Annotated in this window: 19 protein-coding genes and 1 pseudogene; 14 read left to right on the top strand and 6 right to left on the bottom strand. The window is 61.1% G+C overall.

All coding sequences use genetic code 11. From position 1 onward, the window contains the following. Window positions 1-350: 350 nt before the first annotated feature. Window positions 351-1,334, top strand: a complete 984-nt coding sequence (locus AC5RVY_RS08510) for an alpha/beta hydrolase (protein ID WP_493954252.1) — start codon at window positions 351-353, stop codon at window positions 1,332-1,334. A 628-nt stretch (window positions 1,335-1,962) separates the two neighbouring features. Here AC5RVY_RS08510 and AC5RVY_RS08505 read toward each other — a convergent pair. Then, window positions 1,963-2,787, bottom strand: coding sequence for an alpha/beta fold hydrolase (locus AC5RVY_RS08505; protein ID WP_493954251.1), 825 nt, complete (start codon window positions 2,785-2,787; stop codon window positions 1,963-1,965). A gap of 585 nt (window positions 2,788-3,372) precedes the next feature. Here AC5RVY_RS08505 and AC5RVY_RS08500 point away from each other — a divergent pair. After that, the gene (locus tag AC5RVY_RS08500) at window positions 3,373-4,605 is read left to right on the top strand and encodes an amidohydrolase (protein ID WP_493954250.1); all 1,233 of its coding nucleotides are present in this window, start codon (window positions 3,373-3,375) and stop codon (window positions 4,603-4,605) included. 354 nt (window positions 4,606-4,959) lie between these two features. Here the strand turns inward: AC5RVY_RS08500 and AC5RVY_RS08495 are convergent. From AC5RVY_RS08495 to AC5RVY_RS08485, 3 genes and pseudogenes are all read right to left on the bottom strand, one after another. Continuing rightward, window positions 4,960-5,293, bottom strand: a pseudogene (locus tag AC5RVY_RS08495) (thiamine pyrophosphate-binding protein); the annotation flags it as partial. Window positions 5,294-5,500: 207 nt separating this feature from the next. Continuing rightward, entirely contained in the window at window positions 5,501-6,715 is a 1,215-nt protein-coding gene (locus AC5RVY_RS08490; RefSeq protein WP_493954249.1) for an NADP-dependent isocitrate dehydrogenase, read from the bottom strand. Next, window positions 6,712-7,746: an Ldh family oxidoreductase gene (locus AC5RVY_RS08485; RefSeq protein ID WP_493954248.1), complete on the bottom strand. Its 1,035-nt coding sequence runs from the start codon at window positions 7,744-7,746 to the stop codon at window positions 6,712-6,714. The genes AC5RVY_RS08490 and AC5RVY_RS08485 overlap by 4 nt, the downstream gene beginning before the upstream one ends. A gap of 142 nt (window positions 7,747-7,888) precedes the next feature. Here AC5RVY_RS08485 and AC5RVY_RS08480 point away from each other — a divergent pair, with 142 nt between their 5' ends. The 7 genes from AC5RVY_RS08480 to AC5RVY_RS08450 all read left to right on the top strand — a co-directional run bounded on the left by AC5RVY_RS08480 (window position 7,889) and on the right by AC5RVY_RS08450 (window position 14,542). Continuing rightward, window positions 7,889-8,809: a LysR family transcriptional regulator gene (locus AC5RVY_RS08480; RefSeq protein ID WP_493954247.1), complete on the top strand. Its 921-nt coding sequence runs from the start codon at window positions 7,889-7,891 to the stop codon at window positions 8,807-8,809. Between the two features lie 148 nt (window positions 8,810-8,957). After that, window positions 8,958-9,947, top strand: a complete 990-nt coding sequence (locus AC5RVY_RS08475; RefSeq protein ID WP_493954246.1) for a Bug family tripartite tricarboxylate transporter substrate binding protein — start codon at window positions 8,958-8,960, stop codon at window positions 9,945-9,947. Beyond that, a complete protein-coding gene (locus AC5RVY_RS08470) occupies window positions 9,944-10,432 on the top strand; it encodes a tripartite tricarboxylate transporter TctB family protein (RefSeq protein ID WP_493954245.1) in 489 nt (162 codons plus the stop codon). The genes AC5RVY_RS08475 and AC5RVY_RS08470 overlap by 4 nt, the downstream gene beginning before the upstream one ends. Then, window positions 10,432-12,039, top strand: coding sequence for a tripartite tricarboxylate transporter permease (locus tag AC5RVY_RS08465; protein ID WP_493954244.1), 1,608 nt, complete (start codon window positions 10,432-10,434; stop codon window positions 12,037-12,039). The genes AC5RVY_RS08470 and AC5RVY_RS08465 overlap by 1 nt, the downstream gene beginning before the upstream one ends. A gap of 8 nt (window positions 12,040-12,047) precedes the next feature. After that, window positions 12,048-12,473: a universal stress protein gene (locus AC5RVY_RS08460; protein WP_493954243.1), complete on the top strand. Its 426-nt coding sequence runs from the start codon at window positions 12,048-12,050 to the stop codon at window positions 12,471-12,473. Continuing rightward, complete coding sequence (locus AC5RVY_RS08455; RefSeq protein WP_493954242.1) at window positions 12,470-13,039, top strand: HD domain-containing protein; 570 nt, start codon at window positions 12,470-12,472, stop codon at window positions 13,037-13,039. The genes AC5RVY_RS08460 and AC5RVY_RS08455 overlap by 4 nt, the downstream gene beginning before the upstream one ends. Window positions 13,040-13,171: 132 nt before the next feature. Beyond that, window positions 13,172-14,542, top strand: coding sequence for an MFS transporter (locus AC5RVY_RS08450; protein ID WP_493954241.1), 1,371 nt, complete (start codon window positions 13,172-13,174; stop codon window positions 14,540-14,542). A 511-nt stretch (window positions 14,543-15,053) separates the two neighbouring features. Here AC5RVY_RS08450 and AC5RVY_RS08445 read toward each other — a convergent pair. Then, on the bottom strand, window positions 15,054-15,866 hold the full coding sequence (locus AC5RVY_RS08445) for an IclR family transcriptional regulator (RefSeq protein WP_493954240.1): 813 nt from the start codon (window positions 15,864-15,866) through the stop codon (window positions 15,054-15,056). A 37-nt stretch (window positions 15,867-15,903) separates the two neighbouring features. After that, window positions 15,904-16,737, bottom strand: a complete 834-nt coding sequence (locus AC5RVY_RS08440; RefSeq protein ID WP_493954239.1) for an NAD-dependent epimerase/dehydratase family protein — start codon at window positions 16,735-16,737, stop codon at window positions 15,904-15,906. Window positions 16,738-16,836: 99 nt separating this feature from the next. On the opposite strand from AC5RVY_RS08440, the gene AC5RVY_RS08435 reads away from it, so the two are divergent. The 5 genes from AC5RVY_RS08435 (at window position 16,837) to AC5RVY_RS08415 (ending at window position 22,532) form a co-directional block, all read left to right on the top strand. After that, on the top strand, window positions 16,837-18,168 hold the full coding sequence (locus AC5RVY_RS08435; protein WP_493954238.1) for an ABC transporter substrate-binding protein: 1,332 nt from the start codon (window positions 16,837-16,839) through the stop codon (window positions 18,166-18,168). Further along, a complete protein-coding gene (locus AC5RVY_RS08430; protein ID WP_493954237.1) occupies window positions 18,165-19,112 on the top strand; it encodes a carbohydrate ABC transporter permease in 948 nt (315 codons plus the stop codon). The genes AC5RVY_RS08435 and AC5RVY_RS08430 overlap by 4 nt, the downstream gene beginning before the upstream one ends. Before the next feature lie 69 nt (window positions 19,113-19,181). After that, window positions 19,182-20,021 (top strand): carbohydrate ABC transporter permease, encoded by an 840-nt coding sequence (locus AC5RVY_RS08425; RefSeq protein WP_493954236.1) that lies wholly within the window; start codon window positions 19,182-19,184, stop codon window positions 20,019-20,021. Window positions 20,022-20,061: 40 nt separating this feature from the next. Then, window positions 20,062-21,351 (top strand): glucarate dehydratase family protein, encoded by a 1,290-nt coding sequence (locus AC5RVY_RS08420; protein ID WP_493954235.1) that lies wholly within the window; start codon window positions 20,062-20,064, stop codon window positions 21,349-21,351. Next, entirely contained in the window at window positions 21,348-22,532 is a 1,185-nt protein-coding gene (locus AC5RVY_RS08415; protein ID WP_493954234.1) for a hypothetical protein, read from the top strand. Before AC5RVY_RS08420 ends, AC5RVY_RS08415 begins: the two co-directional genes overlap by 4 nt. Window positions 22,533-22,608: the final 76 nt, after the last annotated feature.

Raw genomic sequence — 22,608 nt, 5'->3', positions numbered from 1 at the left:
GCCCTCGACAAGACCGGAAAATACGGCAGAATAACCAGCGTCAAAGTGGCTCACTTTTCAGCCCGCGAAATGGCTCACTTTTCGACCAACGCTGACAAACACTGGCGTTCGCCGCCCCGTGAGGAGATGCTGCGCTTGCGGAGCAAGGCGAGCCCGCAGCCCAAGAAAAGGTTTTGGTTATATGAGGATGAATCTTCTCGAGGCGTTCTAGCATGGTCGGAGGTACACCTAACGGGGGAGAGTGTGTCATGGGGCCGGTAAAATCTGTCGAGGGTAGGACGGAGAAGGGCGAATCAGCAGTTACTGGTTCGTTTCCTCGAGTTCCTCCGAAGCGTAAACGATCCTTACGGTTGACGAAGCTTGAGTTGGCCATTTTGCTGGTGCTGGTTCTCGCGCTGGCGCTTTCGGCTACCCCGTGGCCTTCGGCCATGCTGATCCGGAGTGTTTTTGAGCGCGGGGCACAGTCGACCATCGACGAAATAACGCCGTACGTTCCGGATGCACCGCTGCAAACCCAAGCCGGCGTCGTGTACAAGCCAGGTTCCACCTTCGATGTCTTCAGTCCTGCAGGGACCACCGCGCCACTTCCTGCTGTGGTGTGGATCCACGGTGGCGCTTGGATTTCCGGAGCCCAGCGAGATGTGAATCCGTATCTCCAGATCATCGCTGCCGAGGGTTACACCACCATTGGCATGAGCTATCCGATCGCCCCCGAGGCCAGCTACCCCACGGCTGTGCGTGACATTAACGAGGCTCTCGCCTACATCAAGGCCCATGCCGCGGAGCTGAACGTGGACACCAGCCGCATCGTCCTGGCCGGTGACTCTGCCGGGGCGCAGCTCGCGAGCCAGATGACCACCCTGACCGTGAATCCCGAGTACGCCAACTTGATGGGAATCCAACCCGCGCTGCAGAAGTCAGATCTGGCAGCCACCATCCTGCATTGCGGTGTTTACGACCTCCGGGCCATGGCAAATCTCAGCGGCATCGTAGCTTGGGGTTTCAAGACGTCCCTATGGGCCTATACGGGCACGAAAGACTGGTCCGCTACCTACGCTGGCGCGACCATGTCCACCATTGACTTCGTGACCGAGGGCTTCCCGCCGACCTTCATCAGCGGCGGCAACGGTGACGGGCTCACGTGGTTGCAGTCTGTTCCCTACAGCAACCGGCTAAAGGACGCCGGAGTCCCGGTGACCGAGCTCTTCTGGCCCGCCACGCATGAGCCTGAGCTGCCACACGAGTACCAATTCCACCTGAACTTTGACGAGGCACGCACGGCGCGGGACAAAACCTTCGACTTCCTCTCCACACACACGGGACGGAGACTCTAGAGGATCCGCTGGTTCTGATCGAAAGGGTTCTCGCCCTAACGTCATATGACTGACCCAAATCCTCACTGCCCTTCATCGACTCTCCCGTCACCAACACGACGTCTCGCCCACTCTGGCCAAGCCGGAGAACATACGTCACGGGAAACTTTGAAGGAGGAGGCAACCGTGGCTCGGACACGCGCGAGGCACGCTCAGTAGGTTTTCCTGCATCTAACGAACGTTTCCACGGTCTACGGCCAAGTCCGTACTAGGCCACCCAACAACCGACACCTAGGCTCGCAGACACCGTCAGCCGCATCTCCGAACTGACTCCGGACCACGTCCCACTTCAAGGAATGTAGGCGGAACACAACAACGCACTACAGCTGCAGGAATCCAAGCAGCCCTCCGTAGCCCGGCAGTCACTGCGCACATTTTCGCTGGCCATGGAACGCCGACAATATAGTTTTCGTCAACCGGCGAGGCTCCATCTCGACGTTCTATCGGGCAGGGGAATGTGCCGGTCCTATTTCTCATGAACCTGTCCGGCTCTTGCGATCCTGGAAAATGAGACAGATTGAAGCATGACAAAAGGCAATCAAAAACCGTGCTGTAGACCTCTACCTCGGGGAGGGGCCGCCGGCGCCTGTTACGAGCGGGTGTTGAGGTAGTGCAGAATGGCCCGCGCCGTTTCCTCCGGAGCGCTGACGTGGGGGCAGTGCCCGGTGGCTTGAAGCTGCATCAGGGTGCTGTGTTTCAGATTCTTGTGCAGGTAGGCGCCCACTTCCGGCGGGGCGAGCCGATCCTTGGAGCACTGCAGAATCAGGCAGTTGGTGTGCAACTTTTTCAGTTCAGGGCGGGTGTCGGAGAAAAAGGTTACCCCGGCGAAGTGCCGTGCGATGGACGGATTCGTACGGCAGAAGCTGCCACGCAGGTCCTCCGCTAATTCCGGCTCCTGCGGGTTGCCCATCACCATGGGCGCGACTGCGGCCGCCCAGGCGAAATAGTTGCTGTCCAGGGATGCCAGTAGGCCCTCGATGTCTTCCCGCGAGAATCCGCCCACGTAGCCGTCGTACGGGTCATCGGTATGACGGGGTGAAGGAGCAAGCAGGACCAGGTGGGAGAAACGGTTGGGGTCCTGCACTGCGGCGATCACGGCGATCATCGTGCTGACGCTGTGGCCCACCAGGATGACGTCTTCAAGTTCAAGGGCGGCGCAAATCTGCAGCAGGTCCGATGCGTACCCGTCCAGGGACCCGTACTTCTCCCAGTCATAGGCGCTGATGTCGGAGTGTCCGGCGCCGACGTGATCAAAAAGCACCAGCCGGTAATCATCAACGAAATAGGGCAGCAGCTTCCGCCACATAGCCTGATCGCAGCCAAAACCGTGGGCAAACATCATCACAGGCCCATCATCCCGGCCCAATATGGTGACATTGTTCCGGCCGGTTACCGCAGCGGCTGCTTCGATCACGTTCTCACTGACCCTCGCTTAGGGTTGCTCAGTCCCACACTATCCACGGGAAATAGAGAATCCTAGGGTTCTTCCCACTATGGCCTTCCACCTTAGATCTAGTCCTGACACTGCCAAGCGGAACGCCTAGATGGATCTTCCGTCGACCTCAGACTTGCCGGAGCCATGCGCGTAGGGCCGTTGAACATGGCCTCCGGTTTCCCTGTGGTCCAAGTAGCGGAACCCCGGCCAAGGGCGGTAGGCCGGAGTCCCGTATCCAAACGCTATATCCGCACCTTTGAAGCTGGCCAGGAATATCAACGGCAAGTGAAGCACGCCAACTGAACAAGGGGCGAAGGCGTTATCGACTCTTCCCGCGGCCGGATCAAAGAGCGGATAATGAAGATTCCGTCAAGAAGCCGTTCGACGACGGAGGGCATCTCGTGGTCGTTGCGCCCAGCACTCGAACTGGGCCGCCGAGTGCGCGGGTCAGCGCTGGTTGTGATCATGATTTCCGGAGCGGTTTCGAACTTGCGGATCTAAACTGGGCTTTCCCAGTTGCGTCTGGGCCTCGCCGACGCAAGCCTCCATCAGAGAGTGGTGCGCATGAGCGGCTATGACAGGATTTTGGCAGGCCTCGCAACGGAATTCGGCTGGATCCGGGAGCTATATATGGACTTGCACCGGCACCCGGAGGTCAGCCTCGAGGAGCACTACACCGCCCAACTCGTCGCGGAGAAACTTTCCATGTTCGGGTACGAGGTCACCCGGCTGGGAGGTGCGGGCGTCGTCGGCGTTCTGGCCAGTGGTGAGGGCCCCACCGTCCTGGCGCGCGCGGACCTGGACGCGCTGCCCGTCACCGAGGCCACCGGCCTCGAGTATTCCTCCACCGTGGCCGGGGTGATGCACGCCTGCGGGCATGACGTGCACGTCAGCACGCTGCTGGGCGCCGCCAAGTTGATGGCGGACGGCCGCGCTGACTGGTCGGGGACGTATATTGCGCTGTTCCAACCCGCGGAAGAGTTAGGCGCGGGGTCACAGGCAATGGTCGACGACGGCCTGGTCACCAAGGTGCCTCGGCCCGACGTCGCCTTCGCCCAGCACGTGATGCCGATCGCCGCCGGCACGGTGGCCACTACGGCGGGACCGGTGCTGTCCGCCGGGGATTCGCTGCGGATTACGGTGTTTGGGAAGGGCGCCCACGGGTCGATGCCGCACATGGCGGTGGACCCGGTGGTGCTGGCGTCCTCGATCGTGCTCAGGCTGCAGACCGTGGTCTCGCGGGAGACAAAGCCCGGCGACTTTGCGGTAGTCACGGTGGGGGCGCTGAACACGGGCACAAAATCGAACATTATCCCGGACCGCGGCACCCTGCTGCTGAATATCCGCACCTATGACAACCAGGTCCGGGCTGCGGTGCTGACTGCGATCGAGCGGATCGTCCGGGGCGAGTGCGTCGCGGCCGGATCGCCGCAGGAACCTGAGTTCGTCTACTACGACCAGTTCCCGCTCACCAGCAACGATCCAGTTGTAACAGGGCAGGTCACGGCTGCGTTCACCGAACACTTTGGGGAGGAGGCTGTGCACACCGCGGCTCGGCAAACGGCGTCCGAGGACTTCAGCCGGATCCCGGACGCGTTTGGCGTCCCCTACACGTTCTGGCTCATCGGCGGAGTGGACCCCGAAAGGTACAGGGCCGCCGTCGCGAACGGCACGGTCACCCGGGACATCCCCGCCAACCATTCCCCATTCTTCGCCCCCGCGATGGATCCAACCCTCTCCATGGGCGTGCAGGCCCAGGTCGTTGCCGCCTTGGCCTATTTAGCTAAGGATACGTAAGCCATGCGCCCGGCGGCACGTAGCTGAGCTGGCGCGGGCAGCAGCCGTTCGAGCGCAACCGCGCTCCTAAAGCTTGCACTGGGGTGACTCCCATATGCCGGTCCTGCCCCTACGGGCGCATCCGAAAGTGCAATTCCGGCTGTTTCTGCCGAGCAGTAAGCATCGTCTGTCGGATGAGGTGTGCAGTTCCATCCGGAGCTTAAGGAAAGCGGGCTGCAGCAGCGTGACGCCGGATCACCACCTGGTTGGTGGGCCTAAGTGTGCAGGCAGACTGTTAGCAGGGCTCTCAAACTCCTATCGCGCGGGCCGTTTATGGCTGCGAACAGGCCTCTGCGACGATTTCGGAGGCCCACTCGGCGTGGAGTCCTGCCACGACGTATGGAGACCGACGTGCGCGTTGGCGGCACCGGGGGCCACGGGTGACCATCGCGATGCCCGGCGTCTGATTCATCTTGCCGTCAGCTTCGGCCATATACGTCGCCCCGCCCTAGTGACGGCACACGATTGTCTCTATCGATGAGTCGTGGAGCCCATCCAGGACGTCTAGGAAACTTTCACCCGGAACTACATGGGCGCGCTTGATGCCGTGGGCCACCAGCGTGTCTACGATGACGTGGCCTGTTGATTTTGAATTGGCCGCTGGTTTGTCAGGTGCCGTCTCGGCGCTCTCGGCCGTAGTCTGTGTCATTTATTGAACCGGTGATTGTTGGACGTGGGAAGTGGCTTCGAGTCGACACGCAGCTCCACGTCTCGGTCCGGTGAATGTTCCGGAGCTTGGCGGATTACTTACCGGACTATCAGCGGGGTAAACGGAGAGTGTAGGGCCTGACTGCCTGGGCAGACCTCGCAGCATTCGTGGAGCCAATGGGGAAGACTTTAGTTTTGCCGTGCGGCCTCAGGAGTCACCGGATCGGCACAGCTGTTCATTGACCGCGTCAAGAAAGTCCTCGGTCGTGAGATATGGGTGCTCGGGGCCGAGGAGGCTGGCGAGATCTCTGGTCATGGCACCGGACTGCACGGTGCTCACCACTGCCGTATTCAGAGAATCGGCAAATCTCTGCAGAGCCGGGTCCTTGTCCAGCATTCCGCGATGCTGAAAAGCGCGCGTCCACGCGAAGATTGAAGCAATGGGATTTGTGGACGTCTTTTCACCCTGAAGGTGCTTGCGGTAGTGCCTGGCTACGGTTCCGTGGGCAGCTTCGGTTTCAACAGTCTGTCCATCGGGGGTGGTCAGCACGGATGTCATGAGGCCAGGTGACCCGAACCCCTGCGCAACGCTGTCGCACTGCACGTCACCGTCGTAGTTTTTGAGGGCCCACACGTAGCCCCCCTCCCATTTCATGACTGAGGCGACCATGTCGTCGATGAGTTTGTGTTCATACGTTAAACCCTGGGCGTCGAACTTTGCTTTGAACTCTTTCTCGAAGACTGCCGCGAAGATGTCCTTAAAGGCGCCGTCGTATGCCTTTAGGATGGTGTTTTTCGTCGAGAGATAGACGGGGTACCCGCGCTGCAGGCCGTAGTTGAACGAGGCCCTTGCGAAGTCCTCGATGGACTTGTTGAAGTTGTACATTCCCATGGCAACCCCGCCGTCGTTGGGATATGTCGCGACGAGGTGTTCAACAGGCTCTGACCCGTCCTGCGGGGTGAACGTCATGGTCAGGGTCCCGGGCCCGGGGACGCGAAAGTTCGTTGACTTGTACTGGTCACCGTGGGCGTGGCGGCCGATGATGATCGGTTTGGTCCATCCGGCGACGAGGCGGGGGACGTTATTGAGAATGATGGGTTCCCGGAAGACAACACCGCCAAGAACGTTGCGGATGGTGCCGTTCGGGGAGCTCCACATCTTCGACAGGCCAAACTCTTTTACCCGGGCTTCATCCGGGGTGATTGTGGCGCATTTGACCCCGACATTGGCCTGTTTTATGGCTTGAGCGGCGTCTAGGGTCACTTGGTCCGCGGTCGCCTCGCGGTTTTGGATACTTAGGTCGAAGTATTGCAGGTTGAGGTCGAGGTGGGGATTGATGAGCTTATCTTTGATCTGTTGCCAGATGACCCTTGCCATTTCATCGCCGTCGACTTCGACGATGGGATTCTTTACGCTGATCACGCGGTGACTCCGCTGAGCTTTTGCAACAGCTCGATGTCCGCGATGCCGATATCGATTCCGTCCGATGACTGGCGGTGGAAGTTAGCCATCTCACTCTGGCCGGGGAGCCGCACGGGTGATGCGGGGTTTGCGGCTGGCGTAGCCAGGAGCCTTGAGCGGAAGTCTGAGATGCGTTCGGTCAGCTCTTCTTGCGGGGCCAGAACCTTCGTGTCCAGGACGATGAAGAAGTGCCCCAGATCCTGCGGCCGTTCGGGATTGACACTCCAGGAGCTGATGCGGTCCAGGTAGGAAGCGCCCGAAAGGACGCCAGCGAAAAGGTCGACCATGACCGAAAGCCCGTACCCCTTGTGCCCGGCGATGGGCTGCAGGAAGCCTGCCAAGGCTGAGGTGGGGTCGGTTGTTGGACGCCCATCGGCGTCCGTAGCCCAGGTGTCCGGAATGCTCTGACCTGCGGCCGCAGCGGCTCGAATCTTGGCGCGCGCAACAACACTCAGCGCCACGTCCAGCATGATGGGGTCACCACCGGGAGTAGGTACACCCCAGCCCAAAGGGTTATTCCCAACCTTGGTTTCCTTGCCGCCCCAAGGAGCGATCGTAGTAGTGGCGTTACTGGCAATGATCGCAGCGAAACCTTCGGAGGCGGCGGCGTGGAGGTATGGCATGACGGGACCGAAATGATTGCTGTTACGAACAAAAGCCGCGCCGATCCCAGCCACACGCGCTCCCTGCAAAGCGGCGGCAAGGGCACGGCTGCCGACCAGGGGACCGATGCCGTTGTCGCCATTGACGAGGGCAAGAGCAGGGGCGACTCTGTCGACGATGATGTGGGGATGAATGTTCACACCACCAACTTTCACTCGGTCCAGATACTGCGAGATGCGCTGGACACCGTGAGTGTGGATCCCGAAGAGATCAGCGGTCACCAGTACCTTGGCGATTTCGGTAGCATCCACGGATGAAACTCCGGCTCCCTCAAGAGCGACCGTTGCAAGTTGCAGGAGGGCGTCGGCGGGAATGGGTTGTACAGGCATAGTTTTGACCTTCTGTGAGCAGCGGCGACGGTGGCGCCCATGAGAACGAACGTTCCATGACCCCCCTACTGTCACATCCGAACGAGCATGAAAACCAGCGCCAATATCTGAATGCATCTGTAAGAAGAGCTAAAGTCAATGAATGACCTTCGACCTCAATCAACTCCAAGTTCTCGCGGCCGTGGCCCGTCACGGCACAATGACGGGCGCGGCTGAAGAACTTCTTTACACCCCTTCGGCCATCTCCCAGCAAATTAAGCGCCTGGAATCCGACGTGCGTGTCCAGGTTCTGGAGCGGCATGCCCGAGGCGTCTCTCTAACTGAAGCGGGAAAGCTCATCGTCGCCCGTGCCGAAGTGATCCAGGCCCAGATGAGGGGACTCAAAAACGATCTCGAAGACTTGGCCGGGGCAAGGGCGGGCACGTTGCGCCTCGGTGTTTTTCCAACATTTGCAGCATCAATTCTGCCCGCGGTGATGATTCGGTTCCGGGCCCTGTACCCGAACATCGAGCTGATAATTCAAAGCAGCAGAGAAGCGCCCCTGCGTGAACTGCTTGAGAGCCGCGACATCGACATGAGCCTGATATGGGACTATCCGTGGAACCGGGCGAACGATCCGGGACTATCAAGCAAGCCGCTGATGCTGGACCGGACAGTCCTGCTCCTTCCCCAGGCCCACCGCCTCGCAGCCCGCTCGGTAGTGTCCATCGCTGACCTCGCCGACGAGCCGTGGGTGGTCCGAGCCTCGGGCCACCCGACGCGGGACGTCATCGAGAAGTGCGCAGAAACCAACGGATTTAAACCCAAAATCGCCGTCGAAACCAATGACTATCCTGAGCTTCAGGCGATGATTGCGGCAGGGCTGGGCATCGCCCTTTGTCCCGCCCTGGCGATACAGCCGCTGCGGAGCGACGTGGTGGTGAGGCAGGTCGAATCCGACGTTCCAAGCCGCCGGATCAGCACCGCCCACCCGGCCGGACGACAGCCCTCTCCAGCCCAACAGGCCATGACCTCGACCATGGAAGAAGTCGTCAACACCCTGGGACTCGACAGCGCCGGGTAGCTCTCCCCGAGGCTTAAGCTGCGCTTAATAGGGAGTGAACAAACTCAATCTGGTCTTTATCCCGGGGCTATGCCAGAGTTGCACGGGTCACAGAACGGCCAATAGCGACCGTTCCCCCATTTGCCACTACAAACAAAGAGGTTTGACGATGCCTAGGTTCTTCCGAAGCCCCCTCCTGGTCGCCGCAGCAGGATGTCTCGCGCTGACTACGGGTTGTGGAGCCACTTCCGCGCCAAGCGCCGCCGAAAAAAGCAAAGTCACCGGCCTTGAGATCGTTGTTGGTAATTCCCCCGGGGGCGGATACGACACCATGGCTCGACAAATCGCAAAAGTCCTCGATGGCGAGGACATTGCCGGCGACGTTCGCGTGATGAACAAGCCGGGAGCCGGCGGAACTGTCGCCCTGCAACAGCTCGAGAACCTCAAGGGCAACGGAGACACGCTGATGACCTCCGGCCTGGCCGTAGCGGGCGCCGTCGTTACAAACAACTCCCCGGTCACGCTTGCCGATACGACTCCAATTGCCCGCGTGCTTGAAGAACCGATGATCATCGCCGTCTCGGCGGATTCCCCGTATACGAGCATTACCGACTTGGTCAATGCTTGGAAGGCCAACCCGCCCAGCATCACAGCCGGGGGAGGAGCTGTCGGAGGCCCTGACTACCAGCAGGTAATGCTTCTCGCCCAAGCCGCCGGTATCACCCCCACATCAGTCAACTTCGTCACGTACGACGGAGGCGGCGAGCTCCTGCCGGCTATCCTCGGCGGAAAGGTTGCCTTCACAGCGTCCGGATATGCAGAGTGGGCGGACCAGATCGACGCAGGCAAGATCCGCGTCCTCGCCGTTTCGGGCAAGGAGCGCGTCGCTGCCGTCGACGCCCCGACACTGCAGGAAGCCGGCATCGACTTGACCTTCGTTAACTGGCGCGGTTTTGTTGCACCTCCAGGCCTCAGCGAAGAGCGGCAAGCCGAACTCGTGGATGTATTCAAACAGCTTCACGAGTCATCAGCCTGGCAGGAGACGCTCAAGCAGAACGGTCAACTGGACGCCTACCTGCCCGGTGACGAGTTCGGGACCTTCCTGGAAAAGGAGCATGCCCAGGTTAAGGATGTCCTCGCAAAAGCCGGGTTGCTGTGAATCGGATACAAGTAAAGCGGCCGTCGGAGTTCATAGTCGTAGCGCTTTTGGCAGGTTTTGCCGGCTTGCTCTTCTGGGACACAATCAGTGCCCCGGCGGATGTCATGCAGCGTGGACCCGTCGGACCGCAAACGATGCCCCTGGTTGTCGCGTCGCTGCTCTTGCTGTGCGGCGCAATCCTGGCCGCTAACCTTCTGCGCGGCGGCCAAGGCTCGCCTGAAGAAGGCGAAGCCGGAGAGCGGTCTGATTGGAAAACCTGTGGAATCATCGCCGCCGCCGTGCTCCTGACAGCTGGCGTCATGGAATCCGCCGGCTGGGTGCTGGCAGGCGGCCTGATGTTCTACCTGTGCGTCTACGCCTTCGGCAGCCGCCACTACATCCGTGACTTCCTGGTCTCGGCCGGCATGGCCGTTGGATCCTTTTATCTGTTCTTCAGCGGCCTCGGCATCCCCCTGCCGGCCGGACTATTGCAAGGTGTGCTCTGATGGAAGTACTGCAGTCCCTGGCCGACGGGTTCGGCAGCGCAATGACCCCGACGAATCTCATGTTCGCCGCTATCGGTGTGCTGCTTGGAACGGCAGTTGGCGTCCTCCCGGGGTTGGGCACCTCGCTGAGCATTGCCCTCCTGCTGCCCCTCACCTACGCACTCGAACCCACCAGTGCCATGATCATGTTCGCCGGAATCTACTACGGCGGGGCCTACGGTGGATCCACAACATCCATCCTCCTCAACACCCCGGGCGAAAGTTCAACCGTCGTCACCGCCATCGAGGGAAACCTAATGGCCAAGAATGGACGAGCCTCCCAGGCACTTGCCACGGCAGCGATCGGTTCTTTCATCGCCGGTACCATCGGGTCCGTGCTACTTGTAGCCCTCGCCACCCCCATCGCGTCCCTCGCGGTAAGCCTCGGTGCTCCCGAGTATTTCGCGGTCATGATCCTCGCGTTCGTGTCAGTAACCGCCGTCCTGGGGGCCTCACGGGTTCGCGGATTCGCATCGCTCGGAATAGGTCTCATGCTCGGCATGGTTGGTCTGGATCCACAATCAGGCCAGCAACGCCTGACATTCGGGATACCCCAGCTCGTCGACGGCCTGGACATCATCCTCGTCGCTGTCGCAGTCTTTGCCATCGGTGAGGCTCTATGGGTCGCTTCACGATTCAAAAGAGGAACCCAAAGCCCCATTCCGGTCGGCCAACCCTGGTTGAGCAAGAACGACTGGTCCAGGTCCTGGAAACCCTGGCTGCGAGGATCCTTCCTGGGCTTCCCGTTCGGCGCCATCCCTGCCGGCGGAGCCGAAATCCCCACATTCCTGTCCTACGTGGCCGAACGCAAGCTAAGCAAGCACCCTGAGGAGTTCGGAAAAGGTGCCATTGAAGGTGTCGCCGGGCCCGAGGCTGCCAACAATTCATCGGCCGCCGGATCCATCACCTCAATGCTGACCCTCGGGCTGCCCACCAGCGCCACTACCGCCGTGATCTTGGCCGCTTTCACCTCCTACGGCATCCAGCCCGGACCCCAGCTCATGGAAAGCCAGGCAGATCTTGTCTGGGCGCTGATCGCCAGCCTCTTCATCGCCAATACCCTGCTGCTTCTCATCAACCTGCCTCTGGCCCCCATGTGGGCCAAACTGCTCCGAGTGCCGCGCCAATACCTCTACGCAGGCATCGTGTTCTTCGCGGTACTGGGGACTTACTCCGTGAACGCACAAATAATCGACATCGTCTTCCTGGTCCTCATCGGAGCCCTCGGGTTCGTGATGCGTAAGTACGGGGTGCCCGTCCTTCCCCTCATCGTCGGTGTAATCCTGGGCCCCCGGGCCGAACTGCAGCTGCGGCGGTCCCTGCAGATCAGCGACGGAGATGTGTTGACTCTGGTCTCAAGTCCCCTGACGATCTGCATCTACGTCGTCCTGGCGCTCATCATCGCCTGGCCCCTCGTCCGGCGACTGACCAAGCGAGACCGGGATAAGGGCTCTGACGGTCACAATCCCGCAATCGCGGGCGGAGCAAACCCGCAAAGCATGCCGCTTGTTGCATCCAACTCGTCGGTGCCCCGGTCAGCTTCCGAGCCTGAACGGCCGCCCACCTAAGGAGAACCATGAGTATCATCGTTGGCTACGTCCCGACACCCGAAGGAAACACCGCCCTGGACCGGGCCATCACCGAAGCCCAAAAGACGCAAAGAACCCTGGTCGTTATCAATTCTTCAAAAGGTGATGCTCCGGTGGACAGGCGCTACGCGGATCAGCCACAAATAGACACCATCGAGGCCCGGCTCGCAAAGGAAGGCCTTCACCACGTCATGCTCCATCCGGTCCGGGGTCACGATGCCGCGAATGAGATCCTCGAGGCCGCCGATGCGAACCGGGCAGAGCTGATCGTCATCGGTCTGCGACGACGAACTCCAGTAGGCAAATTGATCATGGGCAGCACGGCCCAGCGAATCCTGCTGGAAGCCGACTGCCCGGTGCTGGCCGTAAAAGCGACCCGGACAGAAGCCAACAGCAAGGAAGTTACCAAATGAACCCCGGCACAGAGTCACGCAAGATGGTGGAAAAGCTACTGCCCGAAGTTGAGGAAATACAGGACTCCTCGCTTCGTGAAGCCGTCATCACCATATGGGCCGCAGCCTGGGAATCCAGTGAATGGAAAATCCTGGAGGAGTGCCCTAAAAGCCCGGACCTGCCATCAACCCGAACACTTGTGACCCACTCACGAACAGTCGCACAGATCAGCATCAACATGTGCGACGTCCTGGCCCGTCAAAATTCCCTCAGCATCAACAAAGACGACGTCGTAGCCATTGCGCTGCTCCACGACGTCAGCAAACTGCATGAATTCACCAAAACGAGTGCCGGCAGCGCTAAATCTGATATCGGGAACAAGTACCAACACGGCTTCCTTGGCGCGTCCTGGATGCACCAGGCCGGCCTGTCAGTCGATCTGGTGCACGCGGTGATCGCACATACCCCTCTATCTGCAGTCATTCCCCAGACCCAGGAGGCCTTGATCGTGCACTATGCAGACTTCGCCGACACCGATGCACTCCTCCTGGATGCCGGACTGCCGCTGTTCTGCAAACGAAAATAGGGACCTTCCCGCAGCTTCGTCAACCGAAACCCCGACGCGGAAAGCCGTATAGGAACCAGCCTTAGACGACACAGGCTCGTCGACTTAAAACTCCCCCGGACCGTCCCCCTTCGCAAACTTACGGAAAACAAAATGAACACCACTACAACACACGCAAACCCACCCACCAAGGCCGAACGCCGGCGCACGATCATTGCCGCTTCGGCGGGCAACTTTGCCGAATGGTATGACTGGGGAGTCTACGGCGTCGTCGCAACAGTACTGGCACAAAAACTCTTCCCCAGCGGCGAAGATGCCACCCTGGCTCTCCTCAGCACCTATGCCCTCTTCGCCATCTCCTACCTGACCCGGCCGCTCGGTGGCCTGGTGTTTGGACACGTCGCCGACAAACTCGGCCGCAAGAAGGCCCTGTCGGTCACCATCATCATCACGTGCGGAGCAACCGGACTCATCGGATTCATCCCCGAATACCAAACCATAGGTTGGGCGGCACCGATCCTGCTGCTCGTATGCCGGCTTGTGCAGTCACTGGGCACAGGTGGGGAGTATGCAACGGCGGTCAGCTTCGTCTACGAACACGGAGCCAAGGGCAAAAAGGCCACTGCCGTCGGATTCCTGACTTCCATGACCTTCGTAGGACTGCTCGTGGGTTCTCTGCTCGCAACCATCCTGTCTGCAGTCATGCCACTGGCCGACTACGAGACCTGGGGCTGGCGAATTCTTTTCCTTCTCTCACTGCCGATGGGCCTGATCGGGATGTACCTCCGTAAAAAGACGGAAGAAGGAGCTGAGTTTCAGGAACTTCAGAAGCTCCAGGAACGTAAGCAGGCCGAGCCAAAGTCACCCGTGTCGCGCGCTTTCCTCCTTCACTGGAAGCGCATCCTCGTATTCGCTGTCTTCCTCGGATCCTGGGCCATCATCTCCGCCACCATGACCAACTACCTCGCCACATTCCTGAAAAGCAACAAGGCCCTCACGCTCACCGAGGCCAACGCCGCCAACACACTATCGACTGTCATGGTGGTCATCTTCGTCCTCCTGTTCAGCCCCGTTGCCGACCGGATCGGCCTCCGGAAGGCCATGATTGTCGGCGCACTGTTTGTCATCATCGGTATCATCCCGGGCTTCATCCTGGCTGGAGAAGGAGTTGCAGGCGCGTTTATCGGCGCATCAATACTTGGCATCTGCAAGGGTGTTCTCGCAGTGCCGTCCCTTCTGGCCATTAGCCAGATTTTCCCGGCCCAGATCCGGGTCACCGCCGGAGGGTTGTCCTATAACTTGGCTCAGTCCATTCTTGGCGGGACAGCACCATTCATCGCTGTATGGCTCAATAGCGTCACCAACAGCACCTTGTTCTTCTCTTCCTACCTGGTGTTGGCAGGAATCGTGACACTCATTATCGCCCTTACCAGCGCCAAGAAATGGGTTGCAGAATCAGAAGCCCACTCCGGTGACACCGGGGGCAAGAGCCAAACCGCTTCCGAAAAGCAGCCGGTGGCGTGAAAGCTACGACATTGGAGTCATCGCAGGGGAGGGGATGGGATGGGTCCTGAACTCATAGCCTCCGCTAGGACCCGTCCTCCACACAGCCTCCGAAGGGCTAATTGAGTTGGAGTTCCGTGACGAGGATTCAGGGGCTGGAAACCACCAGCCAACCGAGCAAACATCATCCCAAATCCGGACACTAACGTCCAGCACCCAACCTGACACCGAATGCGTCATCGTCAGGAGGAATACGCTATCTACAGCGGCGACCGTAGGGCACCTCGCGCTAACAGGAGCGGGCCTCCTTCCGGCTGCCGCGTGGCGCGCGATTAGAGTCTGCAAGCTAGAAGCACGCCTCCAACGGCTGCTCAGTCCCCCTGATGAAGCTCAGGATGTCGGCTCTGCTTGACGCTCACACCGTCACCGATGCCTTGGATTACGCTGAGGTCGTCGCCGGACCACAAGGGAACCGTGCGGCGGTAAAGTCACAAGGTACAGCGCTGCGGCGGGCCGGTTGTAGGAACCGCAGCTAGCGGATTCCGGCAGCTCGCAGAGTTCTGGCAAGTTCTGCTGCGGCGGATTCCAAGGTGGACACGGTGTCGCGGAGTACTTCCTCAGTGGCCAGTTCTGTGGGAATGGAGCAGCTAATGGCGTCTGTTCCAGGGATCCTGTAGGGCACCACCACGCCGACGCAACAGAGTCCCACGGTATTTTGCTCCCGCTCAAGGGAATGGCCGGTCTGGCGGAACAGTGCCAGTTCGGCTTTTAGCGCGTCGAAGTCCGGTACGGTGCTGGGGGTGAGTAGCGGGTATGGTCCGTCTCCTATCCGCTCGTGGACCTCGGCGTCAGTGAACTCAGACAGTATGGCCTTGCCCAGCGCAGTCACTTGGGCGGGAAGCTTGCGTCCCACCCGGGATGAGAGCCGGCGCCGGTCTACTGCCTGCCGGGTGGCCAGATAGATGACGTCGGAACGGTCAAGCCGCGCGTAGTGGGTGGTGAAGGTGGTGGCGTTCCTGACTTTCTCCAGGACCGCGGAAACATGCTCCATGACCGGGTCTCTGTCGAGGTAGGCCGTTCCGCAAAGAAGTGCGTGGGTGCCGATGCGGTATGCCCCCTCGGGGGTCTGTTCGATCCAGTTGAGCTCCAGTAGTGTCAGCAGCAGCCAGTGCAGGCTGGAGCGGGGATAACCGGTCAGCTTGAAAATTTCCGCCGTGGTGAGTGGTTGGGGTGCGCCGGCCAGAAGCTCCAGGATGGCAATGGTGCGCTCCGCCGATTTCACCAGTTTGACGTCCCCCGAAGCACCCAGGCCCGGGCCGGACTGTACCTCCGCCGACGTCGCCATCAACGTTCCCCCTTCTGCCGCTGCCCCGGCCTGCATGTCACTTCACTGCCAGGTGCGGGTAGTTGTCCATTCCTAGCCTATGGCCATCGCTGGCCCAGGCGCCGCCTAAAAGTTCCGCCCATTCGTCCGGAGCCGTGGTGTCGACACCCGTGGTGAAGGCCTCGGCGTCATCCTGCGGTTCGAAACCAATGCGCTTCCCTGCATCCAGGTTGGCCCAACCGCGCGTGTTCGCCGAGACGCCCCACACCACATGGTGCCCGGGTGCGCCGAGATTGTTCAGGGCAGCCTCCACCAGCCGGAAGGAGTCTGCGGGAGACAACCAAGAGCCCAGCGTGCGCAGGTTCCCGGGACGTTCACCGCCGGTGCCAATGCGCGCACTGACCACCTTCATGCCGTACTTGTCCGCGTACAGGCTTCCCAGCGCTTCCACGGCCGCCTTGCTAACGCCGTAGTAGGTGTCCGGACGCGGGATCAGCACATGATCCTCCGCGGCGGCCGCGGTGGGGTGGAAGCCTACTGCGTGCGTAGAACTGGCCAAAAGGACACGTTCGACGCCGTTAAGCCTGGCTGCTTCCAGCGTCACCTGGGTGCCGGTGATGTTGGTGGACACCAGTTCCGCCCACGTTTTCTCGCGGTGCAGCCCGCCCAGGTGGATGACTGCCGTGGCCCCCTTGAGGGCGGCCGCCATGAACTCCGGATCCGTTATCGAACCTACATGCACAGATTCGCGGGGACAGGGATCCGGGGCGGCCGCAAGGTCCACCAGCCGGACAGAATAGCCGGCGTCGGCAAGGTAGGGCCTTAGCAGCGTGGCCATCATACCTGCCCCACCGGTTAGGGCGATGGTCACTGTACCTGGTGCTGCAGACAAGATTCCTCCGATGGTTGACAGCGTGTGATCCTGATCATACTCTCATGAAGTACGTTTCACATGATAATAGCATTTCACATATGTAAAAGGAGAATCAGAGTGGATTCAAAGTTCAGGTCCCACTCCCACGGAGCCCTTGCCTTTACCGTTGCCACTGCCGCCCTGCTTAGCGGCTGCAGCGCAGGCTCCTCAAAGCCCGCGTCCGCGAATGACGGCCAACCCATCGAGATCTGGGCCAGGGCGGGCACCGATGCAGCAACCACGTACGCCGCCATGTTCAAGGAATTCACCGCCAAGACCGGGGTGCAGGTGAACTTTCAAGGCGTCCCGGACCTGGACCAGCAGCTCCAGACCCGCGCCGCATCGAAGAAACTTCCCGACATCGTGATCAACGATTCGGCGGCCCTGGGCAACTACACTGCGCAGGGCTACCTGGTGAAGGTGGACAAGTCGACTGTTGAGGGCAACGCCAAGATTGCAGATACCCTCTGGGACGAGGCCAAGGGCTTGGACGGGGCGACGTACGGTGTCCCGTTTTCACGACAGACGATGGTGACGATGATCCGCAAGGACTGGCGGGAAAAGCTGGGACTGCCGGTTCCCAAGACCCAGGAGGACCTGGAAAAACTCGCCACCGCTTTTGCCACCCAAGACCCTGACGGCAACGGCCAGGCCGATACCTACGGCATGACCGTTCCGGGCTCCACGGAACGCGGCTATCTGGGGTGGTGGGCGTCGTCATACCTATGGCAGGACGGTGGCGCCTACCTGAAAGACGAGGGCAACGGGAAGTTTGCGGCCACCGCCTCCAGTGACGAAACCCGGAAAGGCGTCACCTGGATCAAGCAGCAGTTCTGCACTCCAGGCAACACCCAACCAGGGGCGCTCACCGCCGCCACAAGCGTCGCATCGCCCTTCTTCCAGACCGGCAAGACCGGTATCATCCTCACCGGCCCGTACAACTTCTCCTCCTTTGACACGTCCCTGGGCAAGGACAAATACGAAGTCATCGAGACCCCAAAGGGTTCCGTGGACAACACCGTCCTGGCCGAAGGCGAAAACATCTACGTCACGGCCAGCAACGGAAAGCCCGAGCAAACCAAACAGGTCATCAACTACCTGGTGTCCGCCGATGGCCAGAAGGCAGGCATGACGGCGGGTAAGCAGCCGATCGTGCGCGTGCCGGTCAACAGCGACGTTGATGCTGCTGCCGTATACAACGACCCCCGCTGGGGCGTAGTCCAGGATGCCCTGAAAAACTCCTCCAAGGCGTTCCCGTCCGCAATCAACTTCGTGCCCATCAAGCAGGTTGCTGCCGAGGCGCTGAACAAGATCGTCTCCGACTGCGGTGCAGACAACGTGGCATCAGGCCTGAAGGACCTTGACACGGCCATCAACAACGAGCTGACGAGCCAGAACGCCAAGTCATGACCGCTGCACCAACAAAGCCGGCGGTAACGCCGGTTCAGGCCACGCGATCCACCACGCCCCCGCGCCGCGGAAAGGGCAACCGGGCCCACGTGCTGGCCATCTCGGTGTTCCTGCTTCCCGCGGCCGTCCTGGCCCTGTACTTCAAATTCATTCCCATGGTGGAGGGCATTCGGCTGAGCCTTTTCAAGGTCCAGCCCTTCCTAGGGGACGTTTTTGTTGGCTTCGACAACTACGCCAGCGTCCTCACGGACGCCCGCTTCATGGACGCCCTGGGCCACACGGTGATCCTGGGGCTCACCCAGACCATCGGCGCCCTGGTGGTCGGCTTTGTCCTGGCCCTCCTCCTCGAGGGACAGGCAAAGTCCCTGTGGTTCCTGCGCACCGCCATCTTCCTGCCGGTGGTCACGGCGCTGGCCGTGGTGGGGGAAATCTGGCGCATCCTCTACTTCCCCACCGCAGACGGACCGCTGAACAGCATCCTCAGCTGGGTGGGCCTGGGACCCCTGCAGTTCCTGAACGGCACCGACACGGCACTATCGTCCATCGCCATCGTTGGCATCTGGAGTGGTGCCCCATACAACATGGTGATCATCCTGGCCGGCCTGGCAGGCATTGACCGGGCCCTGTACGAATCCGCCGGCGTAGACGGGGCAACCGTCTGGCAGCGCCTGCGCTACATCACGCTGCCGGCGCTGCGCCCGGCGATCGTGATCGTCCTGACGCTGGCCGCCATCCGAAGCCTCCGAAGCTTCACCGAAGTGTATGTCCTCACCGGCGGCGGCCCGGCCGGATCCACCGAAGTTTGGATGACCCGCATGTATTCGCTGGGCTTCCAGCGCAACGACATCGGCGTGGCCTCCGCCGCGGCGGTCCTGCTGCTGGTGGTCACGCTCCTGCTGACAGTGGGCACCCAGCTCCTGGCCCGAAGAAAGGCAGAACGATGAGCATCACCACAACCCGCAAGCCGGCAGGGACCAAGCGGCCGTCGTCGTCCTCCCGCTTTGACTCAGCCCTTGGCTGGTCACCCGGCTTTGGCATCAACATGCTGCTCCGCATCGTGCTGTGCGTCCTGGTGTTTTTGCATCTTCGCACTGCCTTTCGCCGCCATCATCTCCGGCGCTTTCGACCGGAACAGCAGCCCCACCGAGATCACGCTGCTGCCCAAGACGTTCACCCTGGCCAACTTCGAGGCAGCGGCACAGCAGGGGCTCTGGGGCTACCTCCTGAACTCCCTGGTGGTCGCCGGCGGCGGGCTGCTCCTGCAGATGACCGTGTCCGTATCAGCCGCCTACAGCCTGAGCCGGAAGAAGTTCCGCGGCCAGGCGCTCCTCCTGCTCCTGGTCCTGCTGACCATGATGCTGCCGGAGGAAGTCATCGGCATCCCGCTTTCGCTGGTGCTCGGCGACCTCCCGCTGCTGGGAATCAGCCTTCGCGGAACCGTGCTGGCCGTCATCCTGCCGGTGGGCATCTGGGGTTTCTCCATCTTCATCATGAGCGAGTTTATGAAGGAGATCCCCGCCGAGATCGAGGAAGCCGCCCGGCTGGACGGCGTGGGCGAATTCCGCATGCTGTTCACCATCATTCTTCCGCTCTGCAAGCCAGCTCTGGGCGTCATAGGAATCTTCGGCTTCATGATGGTGTGGGACCAATACCTCCTCCCCCTCATCGCCGCCAATGATCCGAGCGACTACACACTGACCGTTGCGCTCTCCGTGCTCCGCAACGACACCACGGTTGGACCCGGCGTCCTGCTGGCTGGCGCCGTTATGGCCATGATCCCCAGCCTGCTGGTGTACCTCTTCCTGCAGCGCTCCATGATCCGCGGCATTACAGCAGGCGCCACCAAAGGCTAGGCCAGCCCAGCCCGTCCGCCCACCCCACGAAAGAAGTTCAATGAAAACCAGCACCATCCATGCGGCCGCACAGACGCCTACGACGGCAGACCTGAGAATTACCGACATCACCATTACCCCGATTGCGTTCTCCGACCCCCCGCTGCTGAACGCCGTGGGTGTCCACGAACCGCTAGTGCACCGCGTGGTGATCGAGGTCCGGACCGCCAACGGACTGCTGGGCCTGGGCGAATGCGCCGGCGGACAAAGCAGACTGGACAATCTGGTTGTCGGTGCAAATGCCATCAAGGGCCTCAGTGTCTTTGATACGTCCCTGATGGAACAGCAGATTATGGCGGCGTTGCCCGCAGGACTCTCGGTCTTTGAGCGTTCCTCGGTCTTTTCGGCCTTCGAAGTGGCAGCGCTGGATATCCAGGGCCACGCCACCGGCCGGAGCGTCAGCGAACTTCTCGGCGGCACCGTCCGAAACGAAGTCCCCTTCAGTGCCTACCTCTTCTACAAGTGGGCCGAGCACCCGGCCCAGGACGGCAAGCCGGCCATAGCGGATGAGTGGGGCGAAGCCCTCGATCCGGAAGGCCTTGTGCGACAAGCCCGAAAAATGGTTGGTGAATACGGCTTCAAATCCATCAAACTCAAGGGCGGCGTCTTTCCACCCGCCCAAGAAATCGAAGCCATCCGCGCCCTCCGTGAAGCCTTCCCCGACCTGCCGCTGCGCCTCGACCCCAACACCGCGTGGACCGTGGAAACGTCTCAATGGGTGGCAAAAGAAACGGAGGGGCTCCTTGAGTACCTGGAAGACCCCACTCCCGGCCTTGAGGGAATGGGGCAGGTGGCAGCAACCGCGGACATGCCGCTGGCCACTAACATGTGTGTGGTCGCCTTTGACCACATCAAGCGAAGCGTGGAACTGAACTCAGTGCAGGTGATTTTGGGCGACCACCACTACTGGGGCGGTCTCCGGCACACCCGCGAACTGGGCACGCTGTGCGAAACGTTCGGGATAGGACTGTCCATGCACTCAAACTCGCACCTCGGCATCAGCCTTGCCGCCATGGTCCACGTGGCCGCAGCCACCCCCGCCCTGACCTACGCCTGCGACACGCACTACCCCTGGAACGGACACAACGACGTCGTCAAACCCGGCGCCCTGCGTTTCGTTGACGGCAGTGTACCTGTCCCGGCCGGGCCGGGCCTCGGCGTTGAACTCGACCGGGACAAGCTGGCCGAACTCCACCAGCAGTACCTGGACGCAAAGATGACCGCAAGGGATGACACTGGCTACATGCAGCGCTTTGTCCCGGAGTACACCGCTGACCTTCCCCGCTGGTGATCGCCCACATCCGGAACGTCACCGGCTACCTTTATCCCTGGGATGTCCTGGGCGACCCCGGCGCCGTCTCCTGGATCCAGGCCACTGGGGTGGACCGGGTGGCATTGGCCGCAGCCTACCACTCGGTCCGGGCAGCAACACCCCGGCATCCTGAGCGCCGCGTGGTAGACGCACGTTCCGCGGCTTTGTATGTGCCGGTGGGCAATGCTTGGGACGGCCGGCCGCTGACGCCGGCCAATGCCGCAGAATGGACCCGAACCGACCGCTCTTTTGCGGCGGCAGCGGCCGCTCTGCGGCAAGCCGGGATTCCCGTCGATGCGTGGACCGTCCTGACCCATTCGAGTGCGGTGGGCAGCGAACATCCCGAGTATTGTGCCACCAACGCCTTCGGTGAAACATACCATCATGCTTTGTGCCCCTCACATCCAGAAGTCCGCGACTACGCTGCCACCCTGGTGGAGCAGGTACTGCGGCACGGACAGCCGGACGGGCTAATTTTGGAGGCGGTCGGCCCCCTGGGCTACGGACACCAGAGCCAACACGAAAAAACTGACGGTGCCGAGTACTCTCCGTGGGTTCAAGCGCTCCTCTCAGTGTGCTTTTGCCGCGGATGCCGGATATCGTACGAGTCACACGGACTTGCCGCGGAAACCGCGCAACGGCGGGTGCGAGAGGCCATTTTGCAAGAGGATGATCCGCAGGTCACACCCGAAACAGCCAGGCAGGCCCAGGAGTTCCTGCCGCTGCTGGAAGTCAGGTGGAATGCCACGGCAAACCTGCTGGACGCCTGCCTGGCTGTCATTGCGGCCTCCGGAACGTGGCCGAGGCTCTCGCTGCATACCTCGCCTGACCCTTGGTCCACAGGGCCCTTCGTCCCGGTAGACGCACTCCGGCGGAGCCAGCTGTGGCCCCGCCTCGAAGACATCACCGCCGTCGTCCCGTGTTGGGGAGACGAAACACAGGGAACTGCCACAGTAGCCGCGGTCCGCTCCGCGGCACCCCGAGCCTGCGTGGGCTCCTATGTGCTTGCGCTGCCACCAAAGGTCGCTGACCCCAATGTCATGCGGCAGGAATGGGCAGCCTTGGCGGCTGCAGGCAGCAGCGAACTGCACGTCTACCACCTGGGTTTGGCCTCCACCCGCCGCCTGAAGGTCGCCGCCGAGGCACTCAGAACACGGTAGGCTCCTGGTCCTGTTCGGGATGAACGCTGAAAACACGCCTCCCGCAGGGCCAAAGGTCTGCTTCTTGATTACAGGC

The sequence above is a fragment of the Arthrobacter sp. Ha26 genome, assembly GCF_059091705.1.
The sequence above is the reverse complement of the archived record's forward strand: the minus strand, read 5'-3'. Positions and strand labels throughout refer to the sequence as shown.

Coding starts and splice junctions, on each gene's coding strand:
- AC5RVY_RS08500 (WP_493954250.1), top strand. CDS start 3,373: ATGAGCGGCTATGACAGGATTTTGGCAGGCCTCGCAACGGAATTCGGC.
- AC5RVY_RS08485 (WP_493954248.1), bottom strand. CDS start 7,746: ATGCCTGTACAACCCATTCCCGCCGACGCCCTCCTGCAACTTGCAACG.
- AC5RVY_RS08480 (WP_493954247.1), top strand. CDS start 7,889: ATGACCTTCGACCTCAATCAACTCCAAGTTCTCGCGGCCGTGGCCCGT.
- AC5RVY_RS08475 (WP_493954246.1), top strand. CDS start 8,958: ATGCCTAGGTTCTTCCGAAGCCCCCTCCTGGTCGCCGCAGCAGGATGT.
- AC5RVY_RS08465 (WP_493954244.1), top strand. CDS start 10,432: ATGGAAGTACTGCAGTCCCTGGCCGACGGGTTCGGCAGCGCAATGACC.
- AC5RVY_RS08460 (WP_493954243.1), top strand. CDS start 12,048: ATGAGTATCATCGTTGGCTACGTCCCGACACCCGAAGGAAACACCGCC.
- AC5RVY_RS08455 (WP_493954242.1), top strand. CDS start 12,470: ATGAACCCCGGCACAGAGTCACGCAAGATGGTGGAAAAGCTACTGCCC.
- AC5RVY_RS08450 (WP_493954241.1), top strand. CDS start 13,172: ATGAACACCACTACAACACACGCAAACCCACCCACCAAGGCCGAACGC.
- AC5RVY_RS08445 (WP_493954240.1), bottom strand. CDS start 15,866: ATGGCGACGTCGGCGGAGGTACAGTCCGGCCCGGGCCTGGGTGCTTCG.
- AC5RVY_RS08430 (WP_493954237.1), top strand. CDS start 18,165: ATGACCGCTGCACCAACAAAGCCGGCGGTAACGCCGGTTCAGGCCACG.
- AC5RVY_RS08420 (WP_493954235.1), top strand. CDS start 20,062: ATGAAAACCAGCACCATCCATGCGGCCGCACAGACGCCTACGACGGCA.